We start from the raw sequence: 26,571 nt of genomic DNA on the forward strand, positions 1-26,571 counted from the left end.
CCCGTCTTATTATTAGTAGTCTCGGGCAGGCTCGAACTGCCGACCTCTACATTATCAGTGTAGCGCTCTAACCAGCTGAGCTACGAGACTCTCTCTAATTAATAATTATTAATTAATAACTTTTAATTATCTCTTATCCCTTGATACTAATCCTAGTGGGTATGTTTTATTATAAAATAGCAACCAAATAAAGAAAAACGAAAGCTAACTTTGAGCAAGTGCTCTGATACTTGCGTATCTTTTTTGTTTAACGTCCTGTAGACGCTCTAAAATGAGATGTTCCAGCCGCACCTTCCGGTACGGCTACCTTGTTACGACTTAGCCCTAGTTACTTGTTTTACCCTAGGCAGCTCCTGTTACGGTCACCGACTTCAGGTACCCCAAACTTCCATGGCTTGACGGGCGGTGTGTACAAGGCCCGGGAACGTATTCACCGCGCCATGGCTGATGCGCGATTACTAGCGATTCCAGCTTCATAGAGTCGAGTTGCAGACTCCAATCCGAACTGAGACCGGCTTTCGAGATTTGCATCACATCGCTGTGTAGCTGCCCTCTGTACCGGCCATTGTATTACGTGTGTGGCCCAAGACGTAAGGGCCGTGATGATTTGACGTCATCCCCACCTTCCTCTCTACTTGCGTAGGCAGTCTCACTAGAGTCCTCAACTGAATGTTAGCAACTAGTGACAGGGGTTGCGCTCGTTGCAGGACTTAACCTAACACCTCACGGCACGAGCTGACGACAACCATGCAGCACCTTGAAAAATGTCCGAAGAAGGATCTATTTCTAAACCTGTCATTTCCCATTTAAGTCTTGGTAAGGTTCCTCGCGTATCATCGAATTAAACCACATAATCCACCGCTTGTGCGGGCCCCCGTCAATTCCTTTGAGTTTCATTCTTGCGAACGTACTCCCCAGGTGGCTAACTTATCACTTTCGCTTGGTCTCTGAAGCCGAAGCCCCAAAAACGAGTTAGCATCGTTTACGGCGTGGACTACCAGGGTATCTAATCCTGTTCGCTCCCCACGCTTTCGTCCCTCAGCGTCAGTTAAATCATGGTAACCTGCCTTCGCAATTGGTGTTCTAAGTAATATCTATGCATTTCACCGCTACACTACTTATTCCAGCTACCTCTAATTTACTCAAGACCGACAGTATCAACGGCAGTTTCATAGTTAAGCTATGAGATTTCACCACTGACTTATCGGCCCGCCTGCGGACCCTTTAAACCCAATAAATCCGGATAACGCTTGCACCCTCCGTATTACCGCGGCTGCTGGCACGGAGTTAGCCGGTGCTTATTCGTATAGTACCTTCAGCTAGATACACGTATCTAGGTTTATCCCTATACAAAAGAAGTTTACAATCCGTAGGACCGTCATCCTTCACGCGGGATGGCTGGATCAGGCTTTCACCCATTGTCCAATATTCCTCACTGCTGCCTCCCGTAGGAGTCTGGTCCGTGTCTCAGTACCAGTGTGGGGGATCTCCCTCTCAGGACCCCTAAAGATCAATGACTTGGTGAGCCGTTACCTCACCAACTATCTAATCTTGCGCGTGCCCATCTCTATCCACCGGAGTTTTCAATATAAACAGATGCCTGTCTATATATTATGGAGTATTAATCTTCCTTTCGAAAGGCTATCCTCCTGATAAAGGTAGGTTGCACACGTGTTACGCACCCGTACGCCGCTCTCTCTGTCCCGAAAGACAAATACCGCTCGGCTTGCATGTGTTAGGCCTCCCGCTAGCGTTCATCCTGAGCCAGGATCAAACTCTCCATTGTATGTTTGTCTGACTCACTCAAAGTTATTGACGCTTTGTTTTTCCTTAATTTCTTGGTTGTTATTTATATGTCAATGATCTCTATTCTTCTCGCAGTACTCCGGAATCTCTTTCTGTCGTTAATCCCGAATTGCGAGTGCAAAAGTATAAACTTATTTCTAATTGACCAAATGTTTTTAAAGAAATTTTAAAGTTTTTTTTAAACTATCTCCTCCCTTCTCTATCATTCAATCTGCTCATCTTCGCTTCCCCTTTTCTTTCGATTTGGGATTGCAAAGATAATAACTTTATTTTAATCGGCAAGCTTTTTTTAAAACAAAATAAAAAAAATTAATCCTCTATTCTATTCCTAATTATTAGCTGTCTGATCTACTTCGCTACTCTGTTTTTTAGAGTGGTGCAAATGTAATCCTACTTATCATATCTCACAACTTAATAACAACCTTATTTTATTCTTGTGCATAATTAATACCCTAAGAGATTGAATATCCACACAATGCAAACCGATAAAAGTTATCCACTTTATCTCAAACTGAGATTTTATTAGCTACAATGTTTAATTAATAGCACTCCACCAAATAAGAATACCCGTAAATATCCTCCAGCCTATCACCACCTCTCAGGGAATGACAGGGTGCAGAACACTAAATATAACCCCGCCTGGACTTGAAGATTACGCCCAGCAGCTAAAAGAGAGAGAGAGAGAGAGAGAGAGAGAGAGAGAGAGAGAGAGAGAAATAAAAAAAAACACATTATATTATAATACGTTGTAATTTTTTAAAAATAAAATAACCAATGAGGACACCAATCATGTCAGCGATCAGATCTAAACCTTCTAAGGAACGACCCCAATGCATTTCGTCCTGAAGGATTTCTGTAAGCATTCCATAGATCATCATGATTTGAAGGAAGTAAAAAAATTTAATTTTTGGTACCGTCATCATAAAAAAAAAGCCCAAAAAGGCAAAAATACTCAGATGCACCAGCTTGTCAATACCTGGAAACATCCAAGAATATTCTACATTCTCTACCCCTGGCTTGAGTAGCATAAAAGTAAGAAATGCCCAATAAATGGGCAAAATCTTAGTAAATATTTTAGTAATCTTATCCAAGAGAGGCTTGATATTCTTCTGCTGAAAGTAATTCTGACTGATCTGCACCTTCTGCAACTTCTAATTTAATAATCCAACCTTGTCCATAAGGATCGGTATTTAAAAGTTCTGGTTGATCCTCCAACTCTGTATTAAAAGCTGAAACAGTACCGCTCATTGGTAAGAAAAGATCAGAAACAGTTTTCACTGCCTCTACACTTCCGAAAACATCTCCGGCAGAAAGCTCATCATCTACTGTATCTACATCTACAAAAACGATATCTCCCAATTCGCCTTGAGCAAAATCAGTAATTCCGATTGTTACAGTGTTTCCCTCAATCTTAACCCATTCGTGGTCTTTGGTGTACTTTAATTCGCCAGGTAAATTCATTTTGTTAATTTTTATTGTTCAAAAATAATTAAAATAATATGATATTCAAAAATTTCTACCTATTTAAATAAAGACATTCGTTATTTTCTCTTTTAAGCTTGATTAATTAAAAGTTAAATAAGATTCGAAATGATAGTCATTGCCCGTATCAATTCTTTATTTTATCTTGTTTACTTAAATTTGTTCTTTCATATTAAAATACTCACTTACGTTGCCTATTGGTTTTTATATTATATATAAGACTGCAACTTCATAAATTAATAGATAATGAATATTGACAATAAATTAAAAATAGCTCAAAAGAGCTTTGACAGCTGGAAAACAGTCTCATTTAAAGAAAAGCAAAAATTACTTAAGAAGTTAGCAAAGGCATTAGACAAGCATGCAGAGCAATTCGGAAGGATCATTACTCAGGAAATGAACAAGCCTATTACGCAATCTATTGCCGAAGTTAATAAATGTGCATTAATGGTTCGCTACTATGCAGATGCCGAAAATATCCTAAAACCTGAAAAAATAAAAACTGAATTTAGACTTTCGGAAATACAGTATGTCCCAAAAGGAGTGATCTTAGGAGTAATGCCCTGGAATTTTCCTTTTTGGCAGGCAATCCGTTTTGCAGTCCCCGCAATCTTAGCTGGCAATACCGTTGTGCTGAAACATGCATCCATTTGCTTCGGCAGTGGAAATATGATTGAGAAAATTTTTCTGGAAGCTGGTTTTCCAAAAGGAGTGTTCCAGAATCTAGAAATTGGGCATGAACAGGTGAAAGCTGTATTAGAAAACCCTATTGTAAGAGGAGTAAGTTTAACTGGAAGTGAAAAAGCAGGTGCTGAAGTTGCTTCCATCGCGGGAAAAAATATTAAAAAATCGTTACTTGAATTAGGCGGTAGTGATGCGTTCATTGTTTTGGATGATGCAGACTTAAGTATTGCAGCAGAAACGGGAGCAAAATCAAGATTGCTGAATTGTGGCCAGGCATGTAACGCGGCAAAGAGATTTATTATTCAAAAGAATGTGGAGAAAGAATTTCTTCCTCTTTTTTTAAAGGAATATCAGAAATTTGTTGCAGGCGATCCTTTTAAAAAGAAAACCAACATGGCAGGTATGGCTCGACCAGATTTGGCTGACGACTTAGAAAAGCAATATAAAAAAGCTTTAGAAAATGGGGCTGAGATTATTTTGCCACTGGAAAGGATTTCTGAAAATGAATTTGTTCCCGGTTTAATTAAAGTAAAATCTGGAAATCCCATTCTACAAGAGGAACTTTTCGGACCGCTAGGAATGGTCATGATCGCAAAGGATGATCGACAAGCTTTGAAATTAGCTAATGAAATTCCTTTTGGTTTATCAGATTCGGTTTGGACAAAAGATAAAAAAAGACAGCAATTCTTTATTGATCATTTAGAATCCGGAACAGTAAGCATTAATAAAGGCTCCAGTTCTGACCCAAGGTTGCCTTTTGGTGGTGCAAAATCTTCCGGTTACGGAACTGAACTTTCGATGGTTGCCTTAAAAGAGTTTGTTAATGTAAAAACCGTGGTTGGGAAATAGCAGAATCTCTCCACTCAAGATAAAATCCGTTCAATTCTCTTGAGCGGATTTTTTTTAGAAAATTTATTGTGAAACTTAACTTTTTAGTAAAAAAACACTCTACTTTAAAACAACCCTATGAAATATTTACCATTAACCGGATTACTTGGAACTTTAGTTATAGTATCATGTTCGATTAAGAATCCAAAAGAGACTGCCCAGATCAAACTTGGTACTCATCTCGATCAAAAAATCCAAGTTAAAAATGATTACGCTAAAGGTTTAAACAAAATAAAACCAACTAAAAATATTGAAGTCCAGAAAGCGGATTTTCTAGCTTATGCAACTGCTGAAAATTTTGAACTCTTATTAAAAGAGAATAGAGCGTCGTTTGTAGTTTTCGGCATCGTTAATAATGACTACTCAGACTTTGAAAAAAAGTACGGCATCAAAGTTAAAACTGAAAACTGTGTTATTACTCCCGGAATTTCTCAAATCGCAATGATCAACAATCTGCTGATTTCGAATTACTTGAATAAAAAATTTAGTACGGAATGGAAATCAGATCTAAAGATGTTACCGTTTGGTCTCGATTAATCTTTAACAACTTCTACCTTCAACTGTGATTTGTATAAAGTAGCGTAATAGCCGTTTCTAGATAAAAGCTCTTCATGTTTACCCTCTTCAACAATTTTACCGTGTTCCATTACAATAATCTTATCTGCATTTACAATGGTAGAAAGTCGGTGCGCAATAATAATAGAAGTCCTGTTTTTGGTAATTTTCTCGGTAGCCCGTTGAATTAATTTTTCACTTTCGTGATCAATAGAAGAAGTCGCTTCATCAAGAATCAAAATTTTTGGATCAGAAAGATAAGCACGCAGGAAAGACAATAGCTGTCGCTGACCTAATGATATCGAAGAACCTCTTTCCCGCACGACATAATCGTAACCGTCTGGCAGACTTTCAATAAACTCATCAACTTCGATATCTCTGGCAATACTTTTTATTTTTTCTAAAGTTACCGTATCGTCACCGAAAGCAAGATTTTCAAAAATACTTCCGTGGAATAGGAATACATCCTGTAAAACAACGCCGATATGACTTCTCAGATTATACAATTCGTAATCTTTTAAATCAACATCATCCAATAAAATTTTACCGGAATTAATATCATATAATCTTGTAATTAAACTGATAATGGTAGATTTTCCAGCGCCTGTGGCACCAACAATTGCAACTGTTTCCCCAGGATTTACTTTAAAACTGATTCCTTTTAATACTTCCTGTTTTTCATCATAAGAAAAATGAACATTCTTAAATTCGATTTTTCCTTCAAAATGAGATTTGGTAATCGTACCGTGATTCGGCATGGCAAAATCTTCATCCATAATGCCAAGAACTCTTTCTGCACCAACAATTCCTCTTTGAATATTGTTAAAACGATCTGCAATTTGTCGAAGGGGCCGAATTAACATGGAAATATATTGAATAAAAGCGATCACCGCTCCCGCTTTGATGGTAATAAATCCACCATAGAAAAGGATAAACCCTATAAATAAAGACGATATTAATTCAACCACCGGAAAGAATAAGGAGAAAATAAAAACCGTTTTTAGCAAGGCCGATTTTAAGGTAATGTTAATATCATCAAACTTTTTGAACTCTGCTTTCTGTCTGTTAAAAACCTGTACAATCGGCATTCCAGACAGACGTTCCTGAACAAATGAGTTCTGATTGGAAGTCCAGGTTCGCTCATCACCAAAAGCTTTTTTTAGGCGTTTCTGAAAAAAACGCGTTATTAAAACCATTAACGGAAGAATGACCAAAGAAATATAACTTAGGTGAACATCGACTTGAAACATCATGATTAACACGAAAACGATCCGCAGAATATCACCGAAAACCATTAGAAAACCGTCTGTGTAAACCGTTGCAATTGTTTCTACATCGCCAACTGCACGAGTTACCAATTGACCAATAGCCGTTTTATCAAAAAAAGAAGTTCGGAAATAAATGAGTTTATGGTATAACCGCTCTCGAATATCACGAATTACATTCTGTGAAATAAAATTGGAAAAATAGACAAGAAAGAAGTTGAGAATTGTTTCTCCAAAAACCAAAGCGACCAGAATATAAATATGTTTCATCATCAATCCTTTGTCGCGGAGCTGGATGATATCGGTATCAACGATTAACATGGTAAGATACGGTCGGTAGGTAGAAATCACTGACAAAACAATAGAAATAATCAGCGTAACGATGAACCACGACCGAAATTTCATTCCGATGACAAATAGGCGTTTGATAAGTTCCCAAGTCGATTGTTTCTTCATACTTTATTTAAAATACATTGCAAAAATAGTGAATTTTAAAAGCAGATTACCGCCGATGAGATTGAGTTTGAAAATTACAGTGATTGACGATTAGAAATCGTAACCTACATCTACTAAAAACAAACCTTGCGCCGGCGCAGAAGTTCCAGCAGAATTGCGGTTTTTATCCTGGATAATTCTGTGCAAATCTTGCGGCTCTATTTTTCCATTTCCGATTTCCACCATTGTGCCTACAATCGCACGCACCATATTTCTAAGAAATCGATCTGCGGAAATAGTGAATTTTAATTCTAGCTCCTTCTTTTCCCAAAACGCTTTATAGATGTTGCAGTTATTGGTTTTACTATTGGTATGTAATTTAGAAAAACTCGTAAAATCTTCATATTCAAAAAGAATTTTGCAGGCTTCATTCATTCGGTCAACATCCAGATCACGTTTCCAGATCTGCCAGGAAGAATCTTGAGTAAACGGATTTTTTTCTAAAGTGATGTAATATTCGTAAGTCCGGAAAGTTGCATCGAACCGGGCATGAAAGTCGTCCTTAACCGAAAAAATCTTTTTAACCGCAATATCTTCGCCTAAAAAACTATTCAACTGATAAGTTAGATTGTTACCAATATCTTTGTCAGTATCAAAATGTGCAAATATTTTCTTAGCATGCACGCCAGTATCAGTTCTCCCCGCTCCGGTCGTCTTAATTTTTTCACGCAGGATCGTAGACAAAGCATTTTCCAAAACTTCCTGTACCGTAATTTGGTTGGGCTGAATTTGATAGCCAAAATAATTTTTACCCGAATAAGAAAACTCAATACAATACCTCATCGGCTGCAAATTTACTGAAAAATTAGAAGCTACAAAGGTTTGGATTCTAACAAATTTGGTCCGGCTTTCCGCTGTATCTTTTTCTTTTTATCGAAAAAAAGAAAAAGGATGCCGCTGCAATCCAGGCTAGAATTTTCTGTCAGTTTTTATCTTTGAAAACACCGTATTGACTAAAGCGCTCCTAGTTAATGTTATAATATGCTGATAAAATAATTCTATATTTGTTTTTAAGAATGCATTATATACGCCTCACCTACTATTCGAAAGATAAAATATGATTTTATATTATTTACTGTTCGGAATTTAACTATCATTTATATCTTGGATTGTTGGAATGATGGTTAACAGTATTTTTGTGAAAACGCATTTCTATGAAAAATTATCAAACTTTAACTTTATCAAGAGTAAAGGTTTAAATAAAATTATTGGAATCAATTATTTTAAGTGGATTGTAAAGAATTTCTTTTTCAAATTTTTTAATCAAAAAATAAGTTTAAAAAATAAAAAAACGGATTTGATTGAAATACGGAAAGAAATGACCCTTGCAGAAATCAGCCATTTGATCGCGTTTGTATTGGTAACCTTCTTTGCAATTTATATAATTATTACGAAGAATTGTTTATTCGAATTAATGATCATGATTGTAAAGGTAGTGATGAATTTATTTCCTTCTTTGTTACAATAGCAAAATGAACGAAGAAGGGACCCATTAATTAAGAAACAATTGCGAAAAGTAGCCAACGCCACATTTAAGTAAAAGCGTGTTTGGTTTTATAAATAAGATGTAAGAAAATGAAGAATTATAAATCCTAGATGAGAAGTAAAATTATTCCTGCTACCTTCAAAAATAATCCAAAACTGATTTTTTTTATTGATGCTTTGGGTGCCTTCCTGACTACTATTGGATTAGTCGCAATTATAAAACTATTCGAAGACTATTTTGGAATGCCGAGAAAAGCGTTGTATTTATTAGCAGGAATTGCCTTCACTCTTTTCATTTATTCATTGAGCTGTCACTTTTCGATTAAGAAAAATTGGAAATCATTCCTACTGGTCTTAATTTTTGGCAATCTAATATACGTATTCGTATCTATCGGATTGATGATTAAAAACTTTGATCAACTTACTGAATTGGGGCTTGTCTATTTTATTCTTGAAAAATTGATCATATTGATTGTTGTGACTTTCGAATATCAGGCTTACTTGCAAATTAAAAATAAACATCATTTGACCTGATCCTATTAGGAGAAGACAGAGAAAATAAGCGCTATAAACGTGTGATCATTTAAATACACTTAACTTTTACGCTTAAAATAATTCAAAAAACAGGAAATTTAGCCCATGAAAATACTGCTCCTTTCCGACTCTCATTCTTTTATCGACGATCGAATTTTAGAATATGCAAAAAACGCAGATGAGATTTGGCATTGCGGAGATTTCGGAAATCTGGAAGTCATTGAGAAATTAGAAAAAATAAAACCTTTACTCGGCGTTTACGGAAACATCGATGGTACAGAAATTAGAAAAATATTTCCAGAAGTTTTAAGATTTAAATGTGAAGAGGTAGAAGTTCTGATGATTCACATCGGCGGTTATCCCGGGAAATATACTCCGTTAGCGAAAAAAGAAATAGAGGAAAAAACGCCGAAACTTTTCATTTCTGGCCATTCTCATATATTGAAAGCGATGTATGATCAGAAAAACAGCTTACTTCACCTGAATCCTGGTGCTATGGGGAAAGTTGGCTGGCATCAAATGCGAACCATGATGCGTTTTGAAATCAATGGAGATCAAATAGAGAACCTGGAAGTAATTGAATTAGGAACGAAATAGAAAAAAGCGTCCAATACTTCCCTACTTTTTTGGTAAACTCTCATAAATAGTATGAATTAGCCCATCAGCCACAGAAATTTTAGGGACAAATATTTTATCAATGTCACTCCAAGTCATGATGTTATTAAAAATCTGCAACGCGGGAACAATTACATCAGCGCGATCTTCACGCAGACCAAATTTAGTCATTCGCTCTGCAACCGTCAACTCGTTCATTTCTTTATAATATTTTTTTAAATAAGCACCAGACATCGGTTTGCCGTCCTTGGTCTTACTCATCGAAAATATCTTGTTGATATTCCCGCCTGAACCAATAGCTATAAATGGTTTATCACTATTAATGTTTTTACGGATCTCCTCCTTCATTTCTTTCCAGAGTTGCTCTTTAACCAGTCCATTCATTAACCTGATGGTCCCAATATTAAAAGACTTCTCATATTTGATCTTTCCGTTTTCAAAGAATGTTATTTCGCTGGAGCCTCCGCCAACATCAATATAAAGATATGCGCAGTTTTTATCCATGTTATCGGTCACATGATTCTCAAAAACTAAAGTTGCTTCCTGATCACCCGATATGATTTCGATATTAATTCCAGAATTTTTTTTGACTTGGTCAATAATATCCTTCCCATTTTTGGCATCACGCATCGCGCTGGTAGCGCACGCTCTATAATGTTTGACTTTATAGATCTTCATTAGATTGCTAAAGACCGTCATAGAATCAATTACCATTTGCGCCCGTTCAGGACCAATTTCTCCTTTTGTAAAAACATCCATTCCTAAACGAAGCGGAATTCTAAGCAGATTGAGTTTGGTGAATTGTGGCTTCCCCTTTTTAGGTTCCGTTACTTCATTAATCAACAACCGAGCTGCGTTACTTCCGATATCAATAGCTGCTAGAATCATGATAGGGTAAATTTTTGTAGGATTTAAACTTCAAATGAATACAATTAAATTTAAAGGAAAGAAGCATCAAATGAAAAGGGCAATAGTTCACGAATTGATTTCGTTTTATAAATCTCACCATCGAGTGACGCAAAATAGATCTCTATTTCTTCCTTCTGTTTCGCCTCATACTCTAAAATTGATTGTCTGCAAGCTCCACAAGGCGGAATAGGAACTGAAGTAGTCGCTTTTCTTGGAGCTCCGATAACAAAAAGTTTCTTGATTTTTATTTCTGGGAAATTAGCTCCGGTATAAAAAATAGTTGTTCTTTCTGCACACAGTCCTGATGGATAAGCAGCATTTTCCTGATTACTGCCGGTGATGATGTCGCCATTCTCTAATAAAATCGCACAGCCTACCGTGAAATCCGAATATGGAGCGTACGCTATTTCCCTGATCTCCATTGCCTTATCAAAAAGCGTTTTCTCGATGTCGTTCAGATGACTGTAATTTTCGATTGCTTCGAAATTAATTTTGATTTGTTTATCCATTTAAAAAAGTTGGAAAGTAAAGGTAACATTTTTTTTTAATTGTCGCGATTAATCGCGTTGCATAGAAGTTTGCGACGATATTCTCTCCAATCTCATCACTAAAAAATAAAAATGATTATTGTGGAAAATGGAGTGATGAAATTGAAATCTGTTTGAAATACTTGATTTTTATTATCTAAAGGCACTTAGGAAGTTATAGCATTTTACTAAAAAATGTAGCCGCTATAAATATAAGATGATTTTGGTTTAAAAATTGATTCTAAAAAACGCACTAAAACTTTATCTCAAGAATAAATGAGTGATTTCTTATTGAACGTAAAACAGATCTCATAAAACCAAATATAAAAGAAGCAATCATCACTAAGCGTTGAAATACAATCATTTAAAAACACCAATCAATAAAAAATAAAAAAATGGACACAAAAAAAACAAAAGAGCCGAAAAGTAAAGGAAAAAAAATTGCAGCAACACTTCAAGATTTTTTCATCGACAGTCTTAAAGACATTTACTGGGCAGAAAATGCATTAGTAAAGACGCTGCCAAAAATGTTTGATCAAGCCACGGATCAAAAATTGAAAACTGCCATAAAAGACCATTTGGCTCAAACAAAAGAACAAGTCGTGAGATTAGAACAGGTTTTTGAATCAATGGGAATAAAAGCTGAAGGAAAGAAATGCCTTGCAATGGACGGTATTATTAAAGAAGGTGAAGAAATCATGGAAGAAACCGCAGAAGGCCCAGTTCGTGATGCCGGAATTATCGCCAGCGCACAAAAAGTCGAGCATTATGAGATTGCAACGTATGGAACGTTGGCAGCATTTGCAAAAACTTTAAATGAAAGAACAGCTTTAGATCTGTTATTGAAAACGTTAGGAGAGGAAAAGAAATCAGATACTTTACTTAGTTATATTGCCGACACCAATTTGAATTCTCAAGCGGTTACTGGGAAATTGCAGTCGAAAGATCTTAATGCCGTTTAACTAAAAACATTTACCAAATAAGCACACCATACTATGAAAATAAATGAAAGCGAACCGTTTGAAAATGGCGCGAATCCAAAACAAGAACAATTAGGAAAATTTACGACCGATAATCAGGGAGAATTGATGACCACTGATCAAGGGTTGAAAATTAACGACGATCAAAATTCCCTAAAAGCTGGCGAGCGAGGTGCCACTTTATTAGAAGATTTTATATTAAGAGAAAAAATAACACATTTCGATCATGAAAGAATTCCAGAAAGAATCGTTCATGCAAGAGGCTCCGGAGCACACGGCGTCTTTGAACTTTACAAACCCATGGGAAAATATACGAAGGCAAAATTCTTAAATGATACTTCTATAAAAACTCCTGTATTTGTAAGGTTTTCAACTGTAGCAGGTTTCCGTGGATCAACTGATGTCCCAAGAGATGTTCGCGGATTTGCAGTGAAATTTTATACTGCAGAAGGTAATTACGATCTGGTGGGAAATAATATGCCAGTTTTCTTTATTCAGGATGCAACCAAATTCCCAGATCTTGTTCATGCTGTAAAACCAGAACCTCACAACGAAATCCCTCAAGCTGCCTCGGCACACGATACTTTCTGGGATTTTATTTCGTTGATGCCGGAAGCCATGCACAATGTCATGTGGCTAATGAGTGACCGCGCCATACCTAGAAGTTTGCGGGCAATGGAAGGCTTTGGAATTCACACGTTCCGGTTTATTAATGACGAAGGAAAATCTCATTTTGTAAAATTCCACTGGAAACCTAAACAAGGAGTTTTGGGTCTAGCTTGGGACGAAGCCCAGCGAATTGCAGGAAAAGATACCGATTTCCATCGAAGAGATTTATGGGAAGCAATTGATGAAGGGTATTATCCTGAATGGGAATTGGGAGTACAAATTGTACCTCAGGAAGACGAGCACAAATTTCCTTTTGATTTACTTGATCCAACCAAATTGATCCCAGAGGAAATGGTTCCTGTAGAAATTATTGGCAAAATGACTTTGAATAGAAATCCTGATAATTTCTTTGCAGAAACAGAGCAAGTTGCTTTTCACCCAGGACACTTGGTACCAGGAATCGACTTTACAAATGACCCGTTATTACAGGGAAGATTATTTTCCTATACAGACACTCAGATCTCAAGATTAGGTGGACCGAATTTCCATGAAATTCCGATCAACAAATCAATTCCAGAGGTAACAAATAATCAGCGTGACGGAATGCATAGAATGCAAATTAATAAAGGGAAAGCGCATTACAATCCAAATTCTATGGGTGGCGGCTGTCCTTTCCAAGCAAAGATATCAGAAGGAGGCTTTACTTCATTTGAAGAAAGAATAGATGCTAAAAAAATTAGACAGAGAAGTAAAAGTTTCTTTGATCATTTTAGTCAGCCAGATCTTTTTTATAAAAGTATGACGGAAGATGAGAAAAGACATATACAAGATGCATTTGCCTTTGAATTAGGGAAAGTAAAAATTGTTCCTATTCGCCAGCGAATGGTGAATATGCTATTAGAAATTAATGAAGGATTGGCAAAAATTGTCGGTGATAAATTAGGATTAATTCCGGAGAAATTACCTCAGCCAATTACGGGAAGCATCCCAGCAGATGGAGATTTGGAACATTATCACTCTTTTAAAAATGATTTACCAATTAAAGACGCACCATCTTTAAGTATGGCAAATAAATTACCAGCGGATATTAAAGCAAGAAGAATTGCAATTCTTACTGCAGATGGAGTAAGTGATGAAGCTTTCACCAAAGTAAAAAAAGAATTGTGTGACTTAGGAGCAATGGTTACCATAATCGCACCGAGACATGGTTTTGTGAAAACAAAGTCAGGCGATCAGTATCCAATCGATGACAGTTTGCTAACTGCAGCATCTGTTGTTTTTGATGCAGTCTATGTGTCTGGGGGCGACAGCGTGAAAACACTTTCAACCAATGCAGACGCCCTTCATTTTGTTGCCGAAGCCTTTAAGCATTGTAAGCCGATTGGAACAGATCAGGATGCTGTAGACTTTATAAAGAAAGCAATACCCGAAATAAAAATACCTGCAAAGGGAGTTTCGACCAAAGGGAATTTGAAAGATTTTGTAAAAGATATTGAACAGCACCGTTTCTGGGAAAGAGAGGTGAATCCCGTTGTTCCGGCTTAATACTATATAAAAAGAAAGGCTCTGCAAATGGAGCCTTTCTTTACTTTATATTATTTTATAATCCTTCGGTGTTCTCATAAAGTTCGGTGATGGTTTCTATTTCCGCACTCATCTCTTTATTATCCGTAATTTCTGCCAACCACGATTCTACCATTATGAGGCTGGTTGCACTACAGGCCTGCAATCCATAAGAATAAGGTCGTAATCCACCAGTATGAGTGAAATTAATATCATAAAGAAAATGATTGGCTAATCCTTTTTTGTTCACTGTACGATAACTTGAATCGATTTGAATACCTGACAATTTCATTTCAGCTCCGTTAGCTGTTTTAATAAGGCGATCCTGCTCTTCCTCTTTAAGCAGATCTGCACAATCTTTTTGACTGATGCATTTCGATGTTGCAACACTTACCACACCCTCTTTTACCAATGACTGGAACGGGTAATCTGCAAGTTCTAACTTCGTTCCTCCACCACAGTTTACAAAAATCTTATATTCCAGATCCTCCGTTTTATCATCGGTAGCTTTCACAGATATTTTAGTCTTTCCATTTTTGAATGCATCATCTGGAAATTCAACAAAGCCAGGCTTTAATTCGATGCAATCGGCTTCATATAGGGCCAATAGAATTTCTGCAGATTGCAAAGGCAGAGCAGCAATTACGTTCATTAAAAACGACATAATTTCTTTATGAAAAAATAAATGATCTTCGGCCGGCAGTAAATCTGCATGGTAATTTAAACTGTACATAAGATCATCTAAAGTCTCCATCCAGTAAATCGGTATATTATTATAGACCGAATTTTTTGCCGTTACCATCTCCTTTTTCATCCCTTCAAAGGAATTTACATACTCATGTTTATCCGCCATAACTTCTACCAAATCTTTAAAAGTAAAGTTTGAATCCTCCAATTTCATCGCTACATCTAATATTTTATCTTTACGGAAAGCGGTAATTAATGCGGGTCTGCACAATTTATCGAAAAACTGTTCTATTCTTATCAATCCATTGTCATCAATTAAATCCAACAGCATACTGCGGGTAAAATGGCGGTATATTTCTCTAATCGGCTCTTTCTGTTCATATTGCAAATGAGGCAGCCAACCTTCTGCGGAATGTAAAACCAGTCTAAAATCAGGATTACCCTCATTAATTTTAAAGGTCAGTTTTCTGTCAACTTTACTGAATTCTCCATGTCGGTGAGCCAAAGAAGTGACTACATCAAAGGCGCTAAGGGAAGCGCCCAGCGTTCCAACAGGAAAATTATATCCTGCTTCATTCTTGGGAATCAATTTATGGATGGGCCAAGGTGAAGCGAAATATCCCGCATCTGGTTGGTCTTCTTCTTTCCATTCATGCCCATTTGCGATGATTATGCTCGAAAATTGATACTCATCCTGATGACAATCAATAATTGTTACCTCCTTATTTTCAGGATCCGTCGAAACATCAACGACTTCACACTTTACTTTTTCTACCACTTCCACTCCTTTTGAAACCAGAGCAACTATTAGTTTTCTAAACTGCTCTTCAAAATAGTGTCCTAATGCAACGCGGCTATACACTTCTGAATCCTTTATTGGAAAATCAGTCACATTCATTTTTTTTAGCAGGTCGGAATCTTGTCTGCGAAGCCAGTCCCCAAAAGATTCCTGAAGCATAGGTATTTCTTCTGACGATATATTGGCGAGGTTAAAGATATCTGTGGTTTTAGGGTGATAAGGCATTCCCATCCCAAGAACTTTATCTCTCTCAAAAATGGTTATTTTTTTTATCTGAGATTTTAATATATCGATATGTTCCCAAATATATTTCAGAACATATAGAGCAGTAGGACCGCTGCCAATCAATGCGATATTAGATAAATCACTTTTTTCGCTTGTAGATCTATTCATAAAATGTTAATAAAAATGAGGAGTTTTGAAAATGTCTGGCTCGAAAATATTCTATTTTTTTACAACAATAAAGATAGATGATTTTGAAGTTAAATGAGAATAATTTTAAGGAAATAATATAATCTGTATAGGCTACGAAACCATTTTATAAATCTTCTTTCTAATTAAAAAAAATTTTCTTCTTCACAATTAAAGACCACTATTTTTAACCTAAGCGATTTTCGAAATTACCGTGAAATAACTGCTATTCTTGCAAATCTAATATCGTAGTTTTACTTATATAAGTTCTTGCTTTACGATTGTCTTCTTCATAAAATAAATGAGAATCATGAAAAATTCTAACAAACACGTTCCGTCTTCTATAAATGATCAGTTGACATATTCTAATTCCACTTTAGGAAACTTCTTTATTCACTCTTTACAAGAGATGCACTATGCGGAAACTACGATAGCTACTGATTTCAATCTTATAAAAGATCAGATCGTCTCTCCAAAATTAGATGAGATTCTAAAAACCCATTTTGCAATTCACCTAAAACACAAGGAGCGACTCGCAAAAATATTCCAGCTAAGAGCAGAATCAGGAAAGATTAAGGATTGCAAAACTTTTAATGCTTTAATTGCTGAGAGCAAAAATCATCTTTCTTTTTTTTCAAATGATATTGCCAATTGGGAAATCGCGCTTATCCTTGTTTCTCAGAAATTGACCTATTATAAAATTGCATCATACGGCGCTCTGGCACACCTCGCTATTAAACTGAAATACTATAAGGAGGCAACATTACTGGCAGTAAGCGTTCAAGAGGAAGAAGAGTTTATTGCCAATAATTTAAATGGTATTATCGACGCTTTTATGTCTTCCCATATAGAAGGTTATAAAAATTAGATTCTTTACCTTTCTGCTCAACTTAATAAGAGAGGTTTTCGTTTGAAAACCTCTTTTCTTTGCATCAATGTAATGAATGACGAAGTCTAAAACCTCAAGTTCGCTTTTCGTAACTTTGAATTCTTAATTAAATAAAATATTTATGATTTTATATTCTCCGATTAAATTTAGAAATCTCGAATTGAAGAACCGTTGGGTGATGTCACCGATGTGCATGTATTCTTGTGAACATGGAGTTCCTAATGATTTTCATTTCGTTCATTATGCAAGTCGTGCGCAAGGTGGAACTGGACTTTTAATTGTCGAAGCGACTGGAATCGTACCCGAAGGACGAATTACACACAAATGCATGGGACTTTGGAATGATGAACAAAGCCAAGGTTTTAAAAAAATCGTCGATTTTGTTCACCAAAATTCTGACAGTAAAATTGGAATTCAATTAGGTCACGCCGGTAGAAAAGCTTCTACTTGGAATGGCAAACAACTTTCGTTAGAAAATGGTTGGGAAACAGTTGCTCCGTCAAATATTCCTTACGCAGAAGGTGAAAGAATTCCACATGAATTGACAATACCGGAAATTAAACAATTAGTTCAGGATTTTAAAGACGCTACACGAAGATCTTTGGAAGCGGGATTCGATTTGATTGAAATTCACGCTGCACATGGCTATTTAATTCATCAATTTATGTCACCTTTATCCAATGTAAGAACTGACGAATATGGTGGAAGTTTTGAAAATAGAGTTCGTTTTTTGGTTGAGATTGTAGATGCTATCAATGAATTGCTTGATGAAAACCACCCTCTTTTTGTCAGAATCTCCGGAACGGAATATGCCGAAAATGGCTGGGATATTGAAGAAAGTGTAAAACTTGCAGAAGTTCTGAAAAATAAAAATGTGGATTTAATTGATGTTTCAAGTGGCGGAAATATTCAAGGAGCAAAAATTACTTTGTTCGATGGTTATCAAGTTCCCTTAGCAGCAGAAATAAAAAAAGAAACCGGAATTAGAACAGGCGCCGTTGGTTTAATTAAATCTGCGGACCAAGCTGAAGAAATTTTAGAAAAAGGAGAAGCTGATTTAATATTCGTTGCCAGAGAAATTTTACGAAACCCTTATTTGGCGATTCAAGGTTCATTTGATGGAAAAGGAGAATGTGATTTCCCGCATCAATATGAAAGAGCGAGAATTTAAATATTTTTCATGCAAAGACCGCAATGTTTTATTATTGCGGTCTTTTTATGTAAATATTTTTGTTAATTTCTATGATCAATATGCAATAAAATCTTTGTCTCGTTTTAATAACGAGATGAAAATCTTTGTGCGGTTTGCGTGAAACTTTGCGTCTTCGTGAAAATTCCGTAAAATCTTTAAGAATATTCGAAGTTTCTGATAACCTCCAAGGTTCTATCAATCTCAGTTTCTTTGATCGCATCAGAGATAAACCAGGTTTCATAACCACTCGGTGGTAAGTAAATTCCTTTCTCTAATAACTGGTGGAAGAAATTATTAAATAAAGCATGATTTGCCTGAGCTGCTTCATCGAAATTAGAAACCGCATTAATGTGGAAAAAGACACTCATCATCGATCCTTTTCGGTTAATTCGGTGTTCGATACTTTTTGAATTCAAAATTTTGCCAATTTCGAAATCTAAAGTTTCCGTTGTTTTATTCAGATGCTCGTAAAAGTTTTTATCATTTTTGATGAGTTGCAAAGTCGTTAAACCTGCACGCATCGCCAATGGATTTCCACTTAAAGTTCCAGCTTGATAAACTGCACCTTTTGGCGCAAGTTGATCCATGATTTCATTTCGGCCGGCAAAAGCACCAACTGGAAGTCCGCCACCAATGACTTTTCCGAAAGTAACCAAATCAGCTTTCACTCCGTATAATTCCTGAGCGCCGCCAAAAGCCAAACGAAATCCGGTCATAACCTCATCAAAAATTAAGAGTGCTCCATTTTCGTCACAAAGTTTTCTCAATTTTTGAAGGAAATTATTTTCAGGTAAAACGCAGCCCATATTTCCAGCAACTGGTTCAATGATGATTGCAGCAATTTCGCCTTGATTCAACCGGAACAAATCTTCAACTTGTTCGATGTCATTATATTTTGCGGTCAAAGTATCTTTCGCAGTTCCAAGAGTCACTCCAGGAGAACTTGGATTTCCGAATGTTGCCATTCCACTTCCTGCTTTAATTAAAAAGGAATCAGAATGTCCGTGGTAGCAACCTTCAAATTTGATAAATTTATTTCTTCCGGTAAAACCACGCGCCAACCGAATTGCACTCATACACGCTTCCGTCCCAGAAGAAACCATTCTGATCTGGTCAATATTTGGAACATTTTCAACAATATATTTAGCAATCTCTGTTTCCAGTTCTGTCGGCGTTCCGTAAGAAAAACCTTTCTCTGCCTGCTTCTTAATCGCTTCTAAAACTTCGGGATGCGTATGGCCAAGAATGGCTGGACCCCAAGAATTGATGTAATCAATGTACTGATTATCGTCAGCATCAGTCATGTAGGCGCCTTTTGCAGCTTTCATAAATAGAGGAACGCCGCCCACCGATTTAAAAGCACGAACGGGTGAATTCACTCCGCCTGGAATATATTGGTACGCTTCGTCGAATAAAGCAGAACTTCTTTGGTATAACATTTTTTTATAGGTTGTAGATTGTAGGTGATGGGTTTTAGGTTGTTGGCCGCTGGTAATAGTTGATAGTTGAAAATTAAATCTAAATGCAAATTAGATATCTGAATATTATTGTCGCACTATCTAATTTCTAACATCTAAAATCTCGTATCTGCTATCTATCCTACTTTCTGGGTTTTTTACTTTGTAAATAAATGAGTTGTCCAGCTTTTGGTTGTTGACCGTAATCCATTCGGTTTTTAGAATAGAGTTTTTTTAATTTCATTCCAAATTTTTGGGAAATATCATGCATAGATTCTCCAGCTTGCGCTTTGTAAGTCGATGTATTTCCGCTATTTGATTTATTTTCTAAGAACAGAATATCATTTCTCCTTAATTCAGTACCATCGAGTTCATTCCATTTCATCAAAGCAGATTCTGTAATTTGGAATTTTTTCGAAATTGCTTCCAATGAGAGGTCATCTGGAATAATTACAAATTTCTTACCGCCATTCGGATGGCTTTTTATAAGAATAGAATTTAATGGTTCAGCTTTCGAAACCAGTTTATCCACTTTCTGCTGCTGTTTAGCATAAGAAATCTGTTCATATGGTACTTTTACGATTACCTGTTTTTTAGAAGCTTTACTCTGATCGAGTTTTGCCATAAAAATTCGGTCATTTTCCAAATTCGGGTACATTTTCAAAACCGCATAAAGCACGTCTTTCGAATTTACTTTGTCGAATTCATAGAGTTTATTGCGCTCGATCTTATCAATTAAAATATATGCATATTTAGGATTCGTCGCATAGCCCGCTTTTTTCAAACCATGAGCCCACGCTTTATAATCCATCATATCGAGCTTGAATAGATTCACGTAATATTTTCGAAAAGCCAAAAATTTGGAATGATCTTCATACGATTCGCGCGGGTCGTCGTACACTCGAAAACATTCGTTTGGAGCATCATCGGTGTGTTTCATGGTTTTCCCAGACCAGTCTTCTTTACATTTAATTCCGAAATGGTTATTTCCCTGTTGTGCCAAACGACTTTGTCCACCACCGGTTTCCAAAAGTCCCTGTGCTAAAGTAATTGAAGCCGGAATCTTATATTTTTCCATTTCCTCTACCGCGTACAAGGCAAATTTCTGAATGTATTGCTCGTCTGTTTTCCAACCCTGAGCGTTGAATTTCGCAAATAAGATCAATGCGAGAGCAAAAAATACTTTCTTCATATATTATATTTTATGACTTTAAAACCAGTAATGTTCTATATCATATTTCAATTTATATCGATTAATGCGCGATTCTGTTTTTTCAATAATTCATTGGCTCCAGAAATTCCCTGTAAGCCACCAGTATGAAAAGTCAGAATTTTACTTCCTGCGGGAAAATGATCTCCCTCAATTAATTCAAATACCTTCTTCATCATCTTTCCGGTATAAATCGGGTCGAGTTGAATTCCGTAGTTCTGCTTGAAGTCATTGATAAAACGAATATTTTCGTCGGTTATTTTACCATACTTTCCATCGTGCGCCTCAATCAATTCAAAGTTGTTTCTTTTTGAAAGTTCCAACACCTTATTGTATAAGGACTGATCATCAACAACCTTAAAACCTAAAATCTTTTGATTCTCCGGTGCAAACTTGGAAATTCCGGCGATTGTACCACCAGTTCCAACTGCGGTGCAAAGATAATCAAAACTTTTTGTTTCCTCAGTGAGCATGAACTGAATCCCTTCAACAGCGTTCTCGTTGCTTCCGCCTTCTGGAATAACTAAAGCGTCTGGAAATTCTTTTTCTAAGATTTGGGTTAAAGTTTCTTTGTCTCTATAAACTTCGCGCGTCACAAAGCGAAAGTCCATCCCGTTTTGGTGCGCGAGTTTTAAAGTTGGATTCTCTTCCCATTTATGCTGAAGTTCCTCACCACGAATTATTCCTAAAGTTTTCAGATTGTATTCTTTTCCCAATGCAGCAGTTGCGGCAATATGATTAGAAAAAGCACCACCAAAAGTGATAACAAAAGGCTTCTCTGGATTTTGGTCTAAATAGGAATTGATATTATAAAAAAGTTTCCAGTATTTGTTCCCTGAAATCTGTGGATGAATAAGGTCTTCTCTTTTTAGAAAAAGCTGAATGTTTTTCTGAAGTGGAATCTCGACAATTGGGATTGAAATATTAGGAATTTTCATGTTGCCAAAGTTCGGGAAATAATCGCAGTCTATTTAAAAGTATAAATTAATTATTTTGGTGTAATTATTTAACAATATGTAGATCAATCTACATCAATTTGAAATAGTTGGATAATTTTATATTGACTTTTTTATACTCAATCTGCGCCCCGACCTGAGTGAAGCTCTTTTTGTGAAACGAAGCGGAACAAAAAAGCGGGAACGAAGGGCGGAAATAGGCGCCCAAAAAAAAGTAAAGTTTAGAATTATTTTACTACTTTTGAAATTATAATTGATGAAATGATGCGTAAAAAAGAAACCTGGTTTATGAATCCCAGTAAAAGAATAGTTATATTATTTTGGTTCCTCTCGCTTCTGGCAATTGGATTACTAATGGGTGCCATGACCGATTTTTTTAAAGAACCGCTGCAATTCAAAAAATATGTTCTGCTTTGGATTCTTATTTTTTTAAATCTTAGTACCGTTTCCAGATTGACTTACAACTATTATAAAAATACACTTTCCCATTAGGAACTATTATAATTGGCCGCTTTATATTTTATATTTCCAAAAACTCCAAATTTTTCGGGTTTCTAGGTAATTCAAATCGTCTTCCATGGCGTAAGCTTCTCTTTCAAATGAAATTGATTTATAGGCCAAAAAGGAATTCTTTAATCTGAAGAACCAGTAATAATATTCGATCACATACCACAGATAAAAGAAAATCACCAACAACTCCGCCTGCTGACGCAAGTGGATTTTTTCGTGGTTGATTAATATTTCATTTTGTAAATTTTCTGGCTTCTGCAACAAGATAAAAGGAAAAAGGGTAATCCCTGAAATTTTTGTATTTTTGAGAAGTCTTTGGCAAACCAGTATCATGAAACAAAGATATTAATTTCAGGAAATCTGATTTAACTTATGTACCAGAAAATCATCAAAGAACACGAAGACTTTTATTATAACGAACAGGGCTATAAGGTTTTTATAGAAGCCTACCACCTAAAGCGCGGCTATTGCTGCAAAAGTGGTTGCAAACATTGTCCGTATGGTTATGATAAGAAGACGGATACTTTTAAGAAAATCCAGAGACCGGAGACGGGTAAATAATAGACGGATAGATAATAGATTTTAATATACAGTTAGACAAAATATACCAATCATGAGCAAAAAATATATCTTACTTTTATTGGCTTCTGCCACCTTAGGACTGACTTCTTGTAGCCCTTTTCAGGTGAGATCTGATTATGCAGAAACTGCGAATTTCAACATGTACAAATCATATAAATTGCGAATCGACGATTTAAAATTGAATGATATTGATAAAGACAGAGTTCTGAACGAAGTCTCGAAGCAATTACAAACAAAAGGCATGAGCGTTTCCGACAATCCAGATTTAATTGTCAACGTAAAAGCCAGTCATAAAAAAATTCAGGACATCCAGAGTGCTCGTCCATACGGAATGTATGGTTGGGGCGGACCTTTTGGTTGGGGTGTCGGAATGAGTAGAACCTGGACGCAGAATTACAACCAAGGTGGTTTGACCGTCGATCTAATTGATGCAAGAACCCAGAAATTAGTTTGGCAAGGAGTAGGAAGTGGTATTTCTGTGGATTCGCCAAAATCGAAACAAAAACAGATTCCTGAGATTGTTGCTGAAATCATGGCAAATTATCCTCCGAATAGAAATAAATAATTTCATTTAAAATATTGAAGACCGCAGTGATGCGGTCTTTTTTTGTTTTCGACCGTTTGGCTTTCTGCTTTTTTCCTATGGTCAATCTTATCATTTGAAGAGGGAATATTCTCCAAATATATATTTTTCTATAGTATAGTACCCCATTTTATCACTTTGAAAAAATAGTATTAATAAGAAGAATAAATCAACAATAATGACCAACTAAAAATTTTAGAAATAAAAAATCTTCGTAACTGATAAATGAATTATATTTGCCCAAAATCAAAAATATTTATGAAAAGAATATTACTTCTAGCCATATCCCTATCTTATGTTTGCAGTTTTGCGCAGGAATCACAAGAATTGATAAAATTTAAAAAACAGACCAATGCTAAGGTCACGATAAGTAGCAGTACCTCTAACCCTAACTTTATTAGGTTTGAAAATGGGGATGGGCTTCATCTAAAATCCGCACAACCAAAAGCAAAAGCACAGGAATTTCTAGTAACGAATTTTAAACTCTTCAATTTAAATTCGGCAAAGGATATGGTTTTTGTAGAAGAAATTACAGACAATTACGGTCTGAAGAATGTTATCTACGGGCAATATTACCATGGTATTCCTGTTTATGATGGTCTTTTAAAAATGCATTTTAACGGGCAAGAACAACTATCCTCGCTGAATGGAAATACAATTTCTGATATAAAAGTGAGTCCTACCCCTTCAATTTCTGAATCAGAAGCTAGTTCAATAGCAAAAAATTTAGTTCGTGAACAGCATATTTCGCGGTCAAGATCTGCTCTGGAAACAGGAAAAAGTACCCTTCTTATTTTTCCTAAAAATTTAGTTCAAGGTGGAAACGTAGTTCCTTATTTGACTTATAAAATTGAAGTGACCAATAAAAAAGATGTTAGAGAATTTTTATTTATCGATGCTCATACGGGAGAATTGGTCGAGCAGTTTACCGGCATCCATCCAATTGACCGAAAATTATATGAAACCAATAGCGATGCTACTAATTTAATATGGAAAGAAGGTGATGCTTTGCCAGGGACTCTGGACCTATGGCAACAAAATGAAGTAGTTACATCAGAACATGTTTACAATTTCTTCAAAAATGCATTTAGTTTCATCTCTTTTGATAATGCAGATGCGACCATGATCACCGTTAATAATGATCCAGATATTGAATGTCCTAATGCTAACTGGAATGGAGTAACGGCAAACTATTGCACAGGAACTGCCGCTGATGATGTTGTGGCACATGAATGGGGTCATGCCTATACCGAATATACTAGCGGTCTTATCTACCAATACCAAGCGGGAGCACTCAATGAGTCCTATTCTGACGTCTGGGGAGAAACCATAGATTTACTTAATGGATATGAAGATAGCAGTGAAAATTTGAATGTAAGAACATCTACATCGTGTGCTAATACGGAACGTTGGAAAATGGGAGAAAAAGCAACTGCTTTCGGCGCACCAATCCGTGATATGTGGAATCCTACCTGTAATAATAACCCAGGGCGTGTGTTGGATGCAACTAATTATTATTGTGGAACAGGCGATTCAGGAGGAGTACACAAGAATTCCGGCGTTCCAAATCATTTGTATGCCTTATTGGTAGATGGCGGGACCTACAATGGATATACTATCTCCGGAGTCGGTTTTGTAAAAGCAGCTCATTTATGGTGGAGAGCACAAAATAATTATTTAACGCCAACCAGTAATTTTGCCATATTTGCAGATGCATTAGAAGCAGCCGCTAACGATCTGCTAGATGTTAATCTTAAAGATTTATCCACTACTAGTTCACCTTCTGGGTTAAGCGGGCAGTCTTGGGTAGCTGGAGATATTCAGAATCTTAAAAATGCAATTTTATCAGTACAGTTACGATCCTCACCAAATACCCAATGTAACTATAAACCATTGCTGAAAGCTACACCAGCATTGTGTGCAACTGCAATTTCAGGTGCTTTATTTACGGAAACCTGGGAAAATGGATTAGGAAACTGGACGGTGAATAACATCCCAACTAACCCTTCATCCTGGGAAAATAGAGACTGGGTTATAAAAAGTAATTTGCCAAAAGGAAGAGCTGGGAAGGGAATTTTCGGAACGGATCCTGCAAACGGAAACTGCACCACAAGTATGCAGAATGGAATTCTAAGATTACAGAGCCCCCTAATAACCTTTCCTGCTATTACCGTTGGGACCTACGAAATGGCATTTAATCATTTTGTGGCAACAGAAGCAAAATGGGACGGTGGTAATATTAAATACAGTTTGAATGGAGGCGCCTGGACCTTACTTCCTAAATCTGCCTTCACCCAAAATGGCTACAATACTTCTCTAGATGGAACGTCTAACAATGATAACCCTTTAAAAGGTCAAGCCGCTTTCACGGGAACTGATGGTGGCTCATTAGATGGCAGTTGGGGACAAAGTGTTATTGATCTATCAAAAATTGGAGTCATTTCTAATTCAAATATCAAGTTTAGATTTGAAATGGGTACTGATGGCTGCAACGGCAACGACGGCTGGTATTTAGATGAAATTTATGTTTATAACTGCAGCCAACCAGTACTAGCTGTTAGTAATGCAGAAATGAAAAATGACCTACAAGTTTTCCCAAATCCTACCTCTGGGCTGCTCACGATTCAAAATAACAAACAATTAAAACTGAATAATGCGCAGGTTTACTCTGTGTCGGGTCAGTTGATCAAGAGTTTCAAATTGGAAAGCACTTTTAAGAATTCAACTATAGACCTTAGCTCTTTTGCAAAAGGGACTTATATTGTAAAAGTCAGTTCGGATACAGAAACTACTAACATAAAAGTGATCAAGAAATAGAGAAAGAAGAATATCTTCTTTTATACCATACAATCAATCTATTTACAATCTGGAAAAGTTTTCTTTTCCAGATTTTTTGTG

The 26,571-nt window shown here is 36.3% G+C and carries 23 protein-coding genes, 1 tRNA gene and 1 rRNA gene; 12 read left to right on the top strand and 13 right to left on the bottom strand.

Going from position 1 to position 26,571, the window contains the following annotated elements; genetic code table 11:
• Positions 1-16: 16 nt before the first annotated feature.
• The 4 genes from FNJ88_RS02975 to gcvH form a co-directional block, all read right to left on the bottom strand.
• A tRNA-Ile gene (locus FNJ88_RS02975) sits at positions 17-90 on the bottom strand.
• A 179-nt stretch (positions 91-269) separates the two neighbouring features.
• Positions 270-1,786 (bottom strand): 16S ribosomal RNA (locus FNJ88_RS02980).
• Positions 1,787-2,537: 751 nt separating this feature from the next.
• The gene (locus tag FNJ88_RS02985; protein WP_262711462.1) at positions 2,538-2,834 is read right to left on the bottom strand and encodes a VanZ family protein; all 297 of its coding nucleotides are present in this window, start codon (positions 2,832-2,834) and stop codon (positions 2,538-2,540) included.
• Between the two features lie 55 nt (positions 2,835-2,889).
• A complete protein-coding gene (gene gcvH / locus FNJ88_RS02990) occupies positions 2,890-3,267 on the bottom strand; it encodes a glycine cleavage system protein GcvH (protein ID WP_143851670.1) in 378 nt (125 codons plus the stop codon).
• 267 nt (positions 3,268-3,534) lie between these two features.
• Between gcvH and FNJ88_RS02995 the strand changes: the two genes are divergently transcribed.
• Together FNJ88_RS02995 and FNJ88_RS03000 are read left to right on the top strand one after the other, a co-directional pair.
• Positions 3,535-4,821: an aldehyde dehydrogenase family protein gene (locus FNJ88_RS02995; RefSeq protein WP_185145850.1), complete on the top strand. Its 1,287-nt coding sequence runs from the start codon at positions 3,535-3,537 to the stop codon at positions 4,819-4,821.
• Positions 4,822-4,938: 117 nt separating this feature from the next.
• A complete protein-coding gene (locus tag FNJ88_RS03000; RefSeq protein ID WP_143851671.1) occupies positions 4,939-5,397 on the top strand; it encodes a hypothetical protein in 459 nt (152 codons plus the stop codon).
• Here the strand turns inward: FNJ88_RS03000 and FNJ88_RS03005 are convergent.
• A complete protein-coding gene (locus FNJ88_RS03005; protein ID WP_143851672.1) occupies positions 5,394-7,136 on the bottom strand; it encodes an ABC transporter ATP-binding protein in 1,743 nt (580 codons plus the stop codon). The two genes, FNJ88_RS03000 and FNJ88_RS03005, sit on opposite strands and share 4 nt — an antisense overlap.
• Before the next feature lie 90 nt (positions 7,137-7,226).
• A complete protein-coding gene (gene truA, locus FNJ88_RS03010; protein WP_143851673.1) occupies positions 7,227-7,958 on the bottom strand; it encodes a tRNA pseudouridine(38-40) synthase TruA in 732 nt (243 codons plus the stop codon).
• A 337-nt stretch (positions 7,959-8,295) separates the two neighbouring features.
• Between truA and FNJ88_RS14410 the strand changes: the two genes are divergently transcribed.
• The 3 genes from FNJ88_RS14410 to FNJ88_RS03025 all read left to right on the top strand — a co-directional run bounded on the left by FNJ88_RS14410 (position 8,296) and on the right by FNJ88_RS03025 (position 9,791).
• Positions 8,296-8,643 (top strand): hypothetical protein, encoded by a 348-nt coding sequence (locus FNJ88_RS14410; RefSeq protein WP_228414601.1) that lies wholly within the window; start codon positions 8,296-8,298, stop codon positions 8,641-8,643.
• 128 nt (positions 8,644-8,771) lie between these two features.
• Positions 8,772-9,194 (top strand): hypothetical protein, encoded by a 423-nt coding sequence (locus FNJ88_RS03020; RefSeq protein WP_143851674.1) that lies wholly within the window; start codon positions 8,772-8,774, stop codon positions 9,192-9,194.
• A gap of 105 nt (positions 9,195-9,299) precedes the next feature.
• Complete coding sequence (locus tag FNJ88_RS03025; protein WP_143851675.1) at positions 9,300-9,791, top strand: metallophosphoesterase family protein; 492 nt, start codon at positions 9,300-9,302, stop codon at positions 9,789-9,791.
• Between the two features lie 21 nt (positions 9,792-9,812).
• Here the strand turns inward: FNJ88_RS03025 and FNJ88_RS03030 are convergent, their stop codons facing one another.
• Entirely contained in the window at positions 9,813-10,697 is an 885-nt protein-coding gene (locus FNJ88_RS03030; protein ID WP_143851676.1) for an exopolyphosphatase, read from the bottom strand.
• A 50-nt stretch (positions 10,698-10,747) separates the two neighbouring features.
• The gene (gene cdd / locus FNJ88_RS03035; RefSeq protein WP_143851677.1) at positions 10,748-11,227 is read right to left on the bottom strand and encodes a cytidine deaminase; all 480 of its coding nucleotides are present in this window, start codon (positions 11,225-11,227) and stop codon (positions 10,748-10,750) included.
• 413 nt (positions 11,228-11,640) lie between these two features.
• Between cdd and FNJ88_RS03040 the strand changes: the two genes are divergently transcribed.
• Both FNJ88_RS03040 and FNJ88_RS03045 read left to right on the top strand, forming a co-directional pair.
• Positions 11,641-12,207, top strand: a complete 567-nt coding sequence (locus tag FNJ88_RS03040; protein WP_143851678.1) for a ferritin-like domain-containing protein — start codon at positions 11,641-11,643, stop codon at positions 12,205-12,207.
• Positions 12,208-12,240: 33 nt separating this feature from the next.
• Positions 12,241-14,379 carry a catalase gene (locus FNJ88_RS03045; protein WP_143851679.1) on the top strand — a complete coding sequence of 713 codons (2,139 nt, stop codon included), beginning with the start codon at positions 12,241-12,243 and terminating at the stop codon, positions 14,377-14,379.
• Between the two features lie 55 nt (positions 14,380-14,434).
• On the opposite strand, the gene FNJ88_RS03050 is transcribed toward FNJ88_RS03045, so the two are convergent.
• A complete protein-coding gene (locus FNJ88_RS03050; protein ID WP_143851680.1) occupies positions 14,435-16,276 on the bottom strand; it encodes an FAD/NAD(P)-binding protein in 1,842 nt (613 codons plus the stop codon).
• Positions 16,277-16,604: 328 nt separating this feature from the next.
• On the opposite strand from FNJ88_RS03050, the gene FNJ88_RS03055 reads away from it, so the two are divergent.
• On the top strand, positions 16,605-17,162 hold the full coding sequence (locus FNJ88_RS03055; RefSeq protein ID WP_185145851.1) for a ferritin-like domain-containing protein: 558 nt from the start codon (positions 16,605-16,607) through the stop codon (positions 17,160-17,162).
• Positions 17,163-17,307: 145 nt separating this feature from the next.
• Positions 17,308-18,354: an NADPH dehydrogenase NamA gene (gene namA, locus FNJ88_RS03060; protein ID WP_143853862.1), complete on the top strand. Its 1,047-nt coding sequence runs from the start codon at positions 17,308-17,310 to the stop codon at positions 18,352-18,354.
• A gap of 176 nt (positions 18,355-18,530) precedes the next feature.
• Here namA and hemL read toward each other — a convergent pair whose 3' ends face one another.
• The 4 genes from hemL to FNJ88_RS03080 form a co-directional block, all read right to left on the bottom strand.
• Positions 18,531-19,814 (bottom strand): glutamate-1-semialdehyde 2,1-aminomutase, encoded by a 1,284-nt coding sequence (gene hemL, locus FNJ88_RS03065; protein ID WP_143851682.1) that lies wholly within the window; start codon positions 19,812-19,814, stop codon positions 18,531-18,533.
• Positions 19,815-19,974: 160 nt separating this feature from the next.
• On the bottom strand, positions 19,975-21,024 hold the full coding sequence (locus FNJ88_RS03070) for a glucosaminidase domain-containing protein (RefSeq protein WP_143851683.1): 1,050 nt from the start codon (positions 21,022-21,024) through the stop codon (positions 19,975-19,977).
• A gap of 47 nt (positions 21,025-21,071) precedes the next feature.
• A complete protein-coding gene (locus FNJ88_RS03075) occupies positions 21,072-21,980 on the bottom strand; it encodes a 1-aminocyclopropane-1-carboxylate deaminase/D-cysteine desulfhydrase (protein ID WP_185145852.1) in 909 nt (302 codons plus the stop codon).
• 531 nt (positions 21,981-22,511) lie between these two features.
• Positions 22,512-22,841: a hypothetical protein gene (locus FNJ88_RS03080; RefSeq protein ID WP_143851684.1), complete on the bottom strand. Its 330-nt coding sequence runs from the start codon at positions 22,839-22,841 to the stop codon at positions 22,512-22,514.
• A 39-nt stretch (positions 22,842-22,880) separates the two neighbouring features.
• On the opposite strand from FNJ88_RS03080, the gene FNJ88_RS03085 reads away from it, so the two are divergent.
• From FNJ88_RS03085 to FNJ88_RS03095, 3 genes are all read left to right on the top strand, one after another.
• Positions 22,881-23,069 carry a DUF5522 domain-containing protein gene (locus FNJ88_RS03085; protein ID WP_143851685.1) on the top strand — a complete coding sequence of 63 codons (189 nt, stop codon included), beginning with the start codon at positions 22,881-22,883 and terminating at the stop codon, positions 23,067-23,069.
• Between the two features lie 52 nt (positions 23,070-23,121).
• Positions 23,122-23,655 carry a DUF4136 domain-containing protein gene (locus FNJ88_RS03090; RefSeq protein WP_143851686.1) on the top strand — a complete coding sequence of 178 codons (534 nt, stop codon included), beginning with the start codon at positions 23,122-23,124 and terminating at the stop codon, positions 23,653-23,655.
• 276 nt (positions 23,656-23,931) lie between these two features.
• Positions 23,932-26,490, top strand: coding sequence for a M4 family metallopeptidase (locus FNJ88_RS03095; protein ID WP_143851687.1), 2,559 nt, complete (start codon positions 23,932-23,934; stop codon positions 26,488-26,490).
• Positions 26,491-26,571: the final 81 nt, after the last annotated feature.

Source organism: Chryseobacterium sp. SNU WT5 (assembly GCF_007362475.1).
Taxonomy (GTDB): Bacteria; Bacteroidota; Bacteroidia; order Flavobacteriales; family Weeksellaceae; genus Kaistella.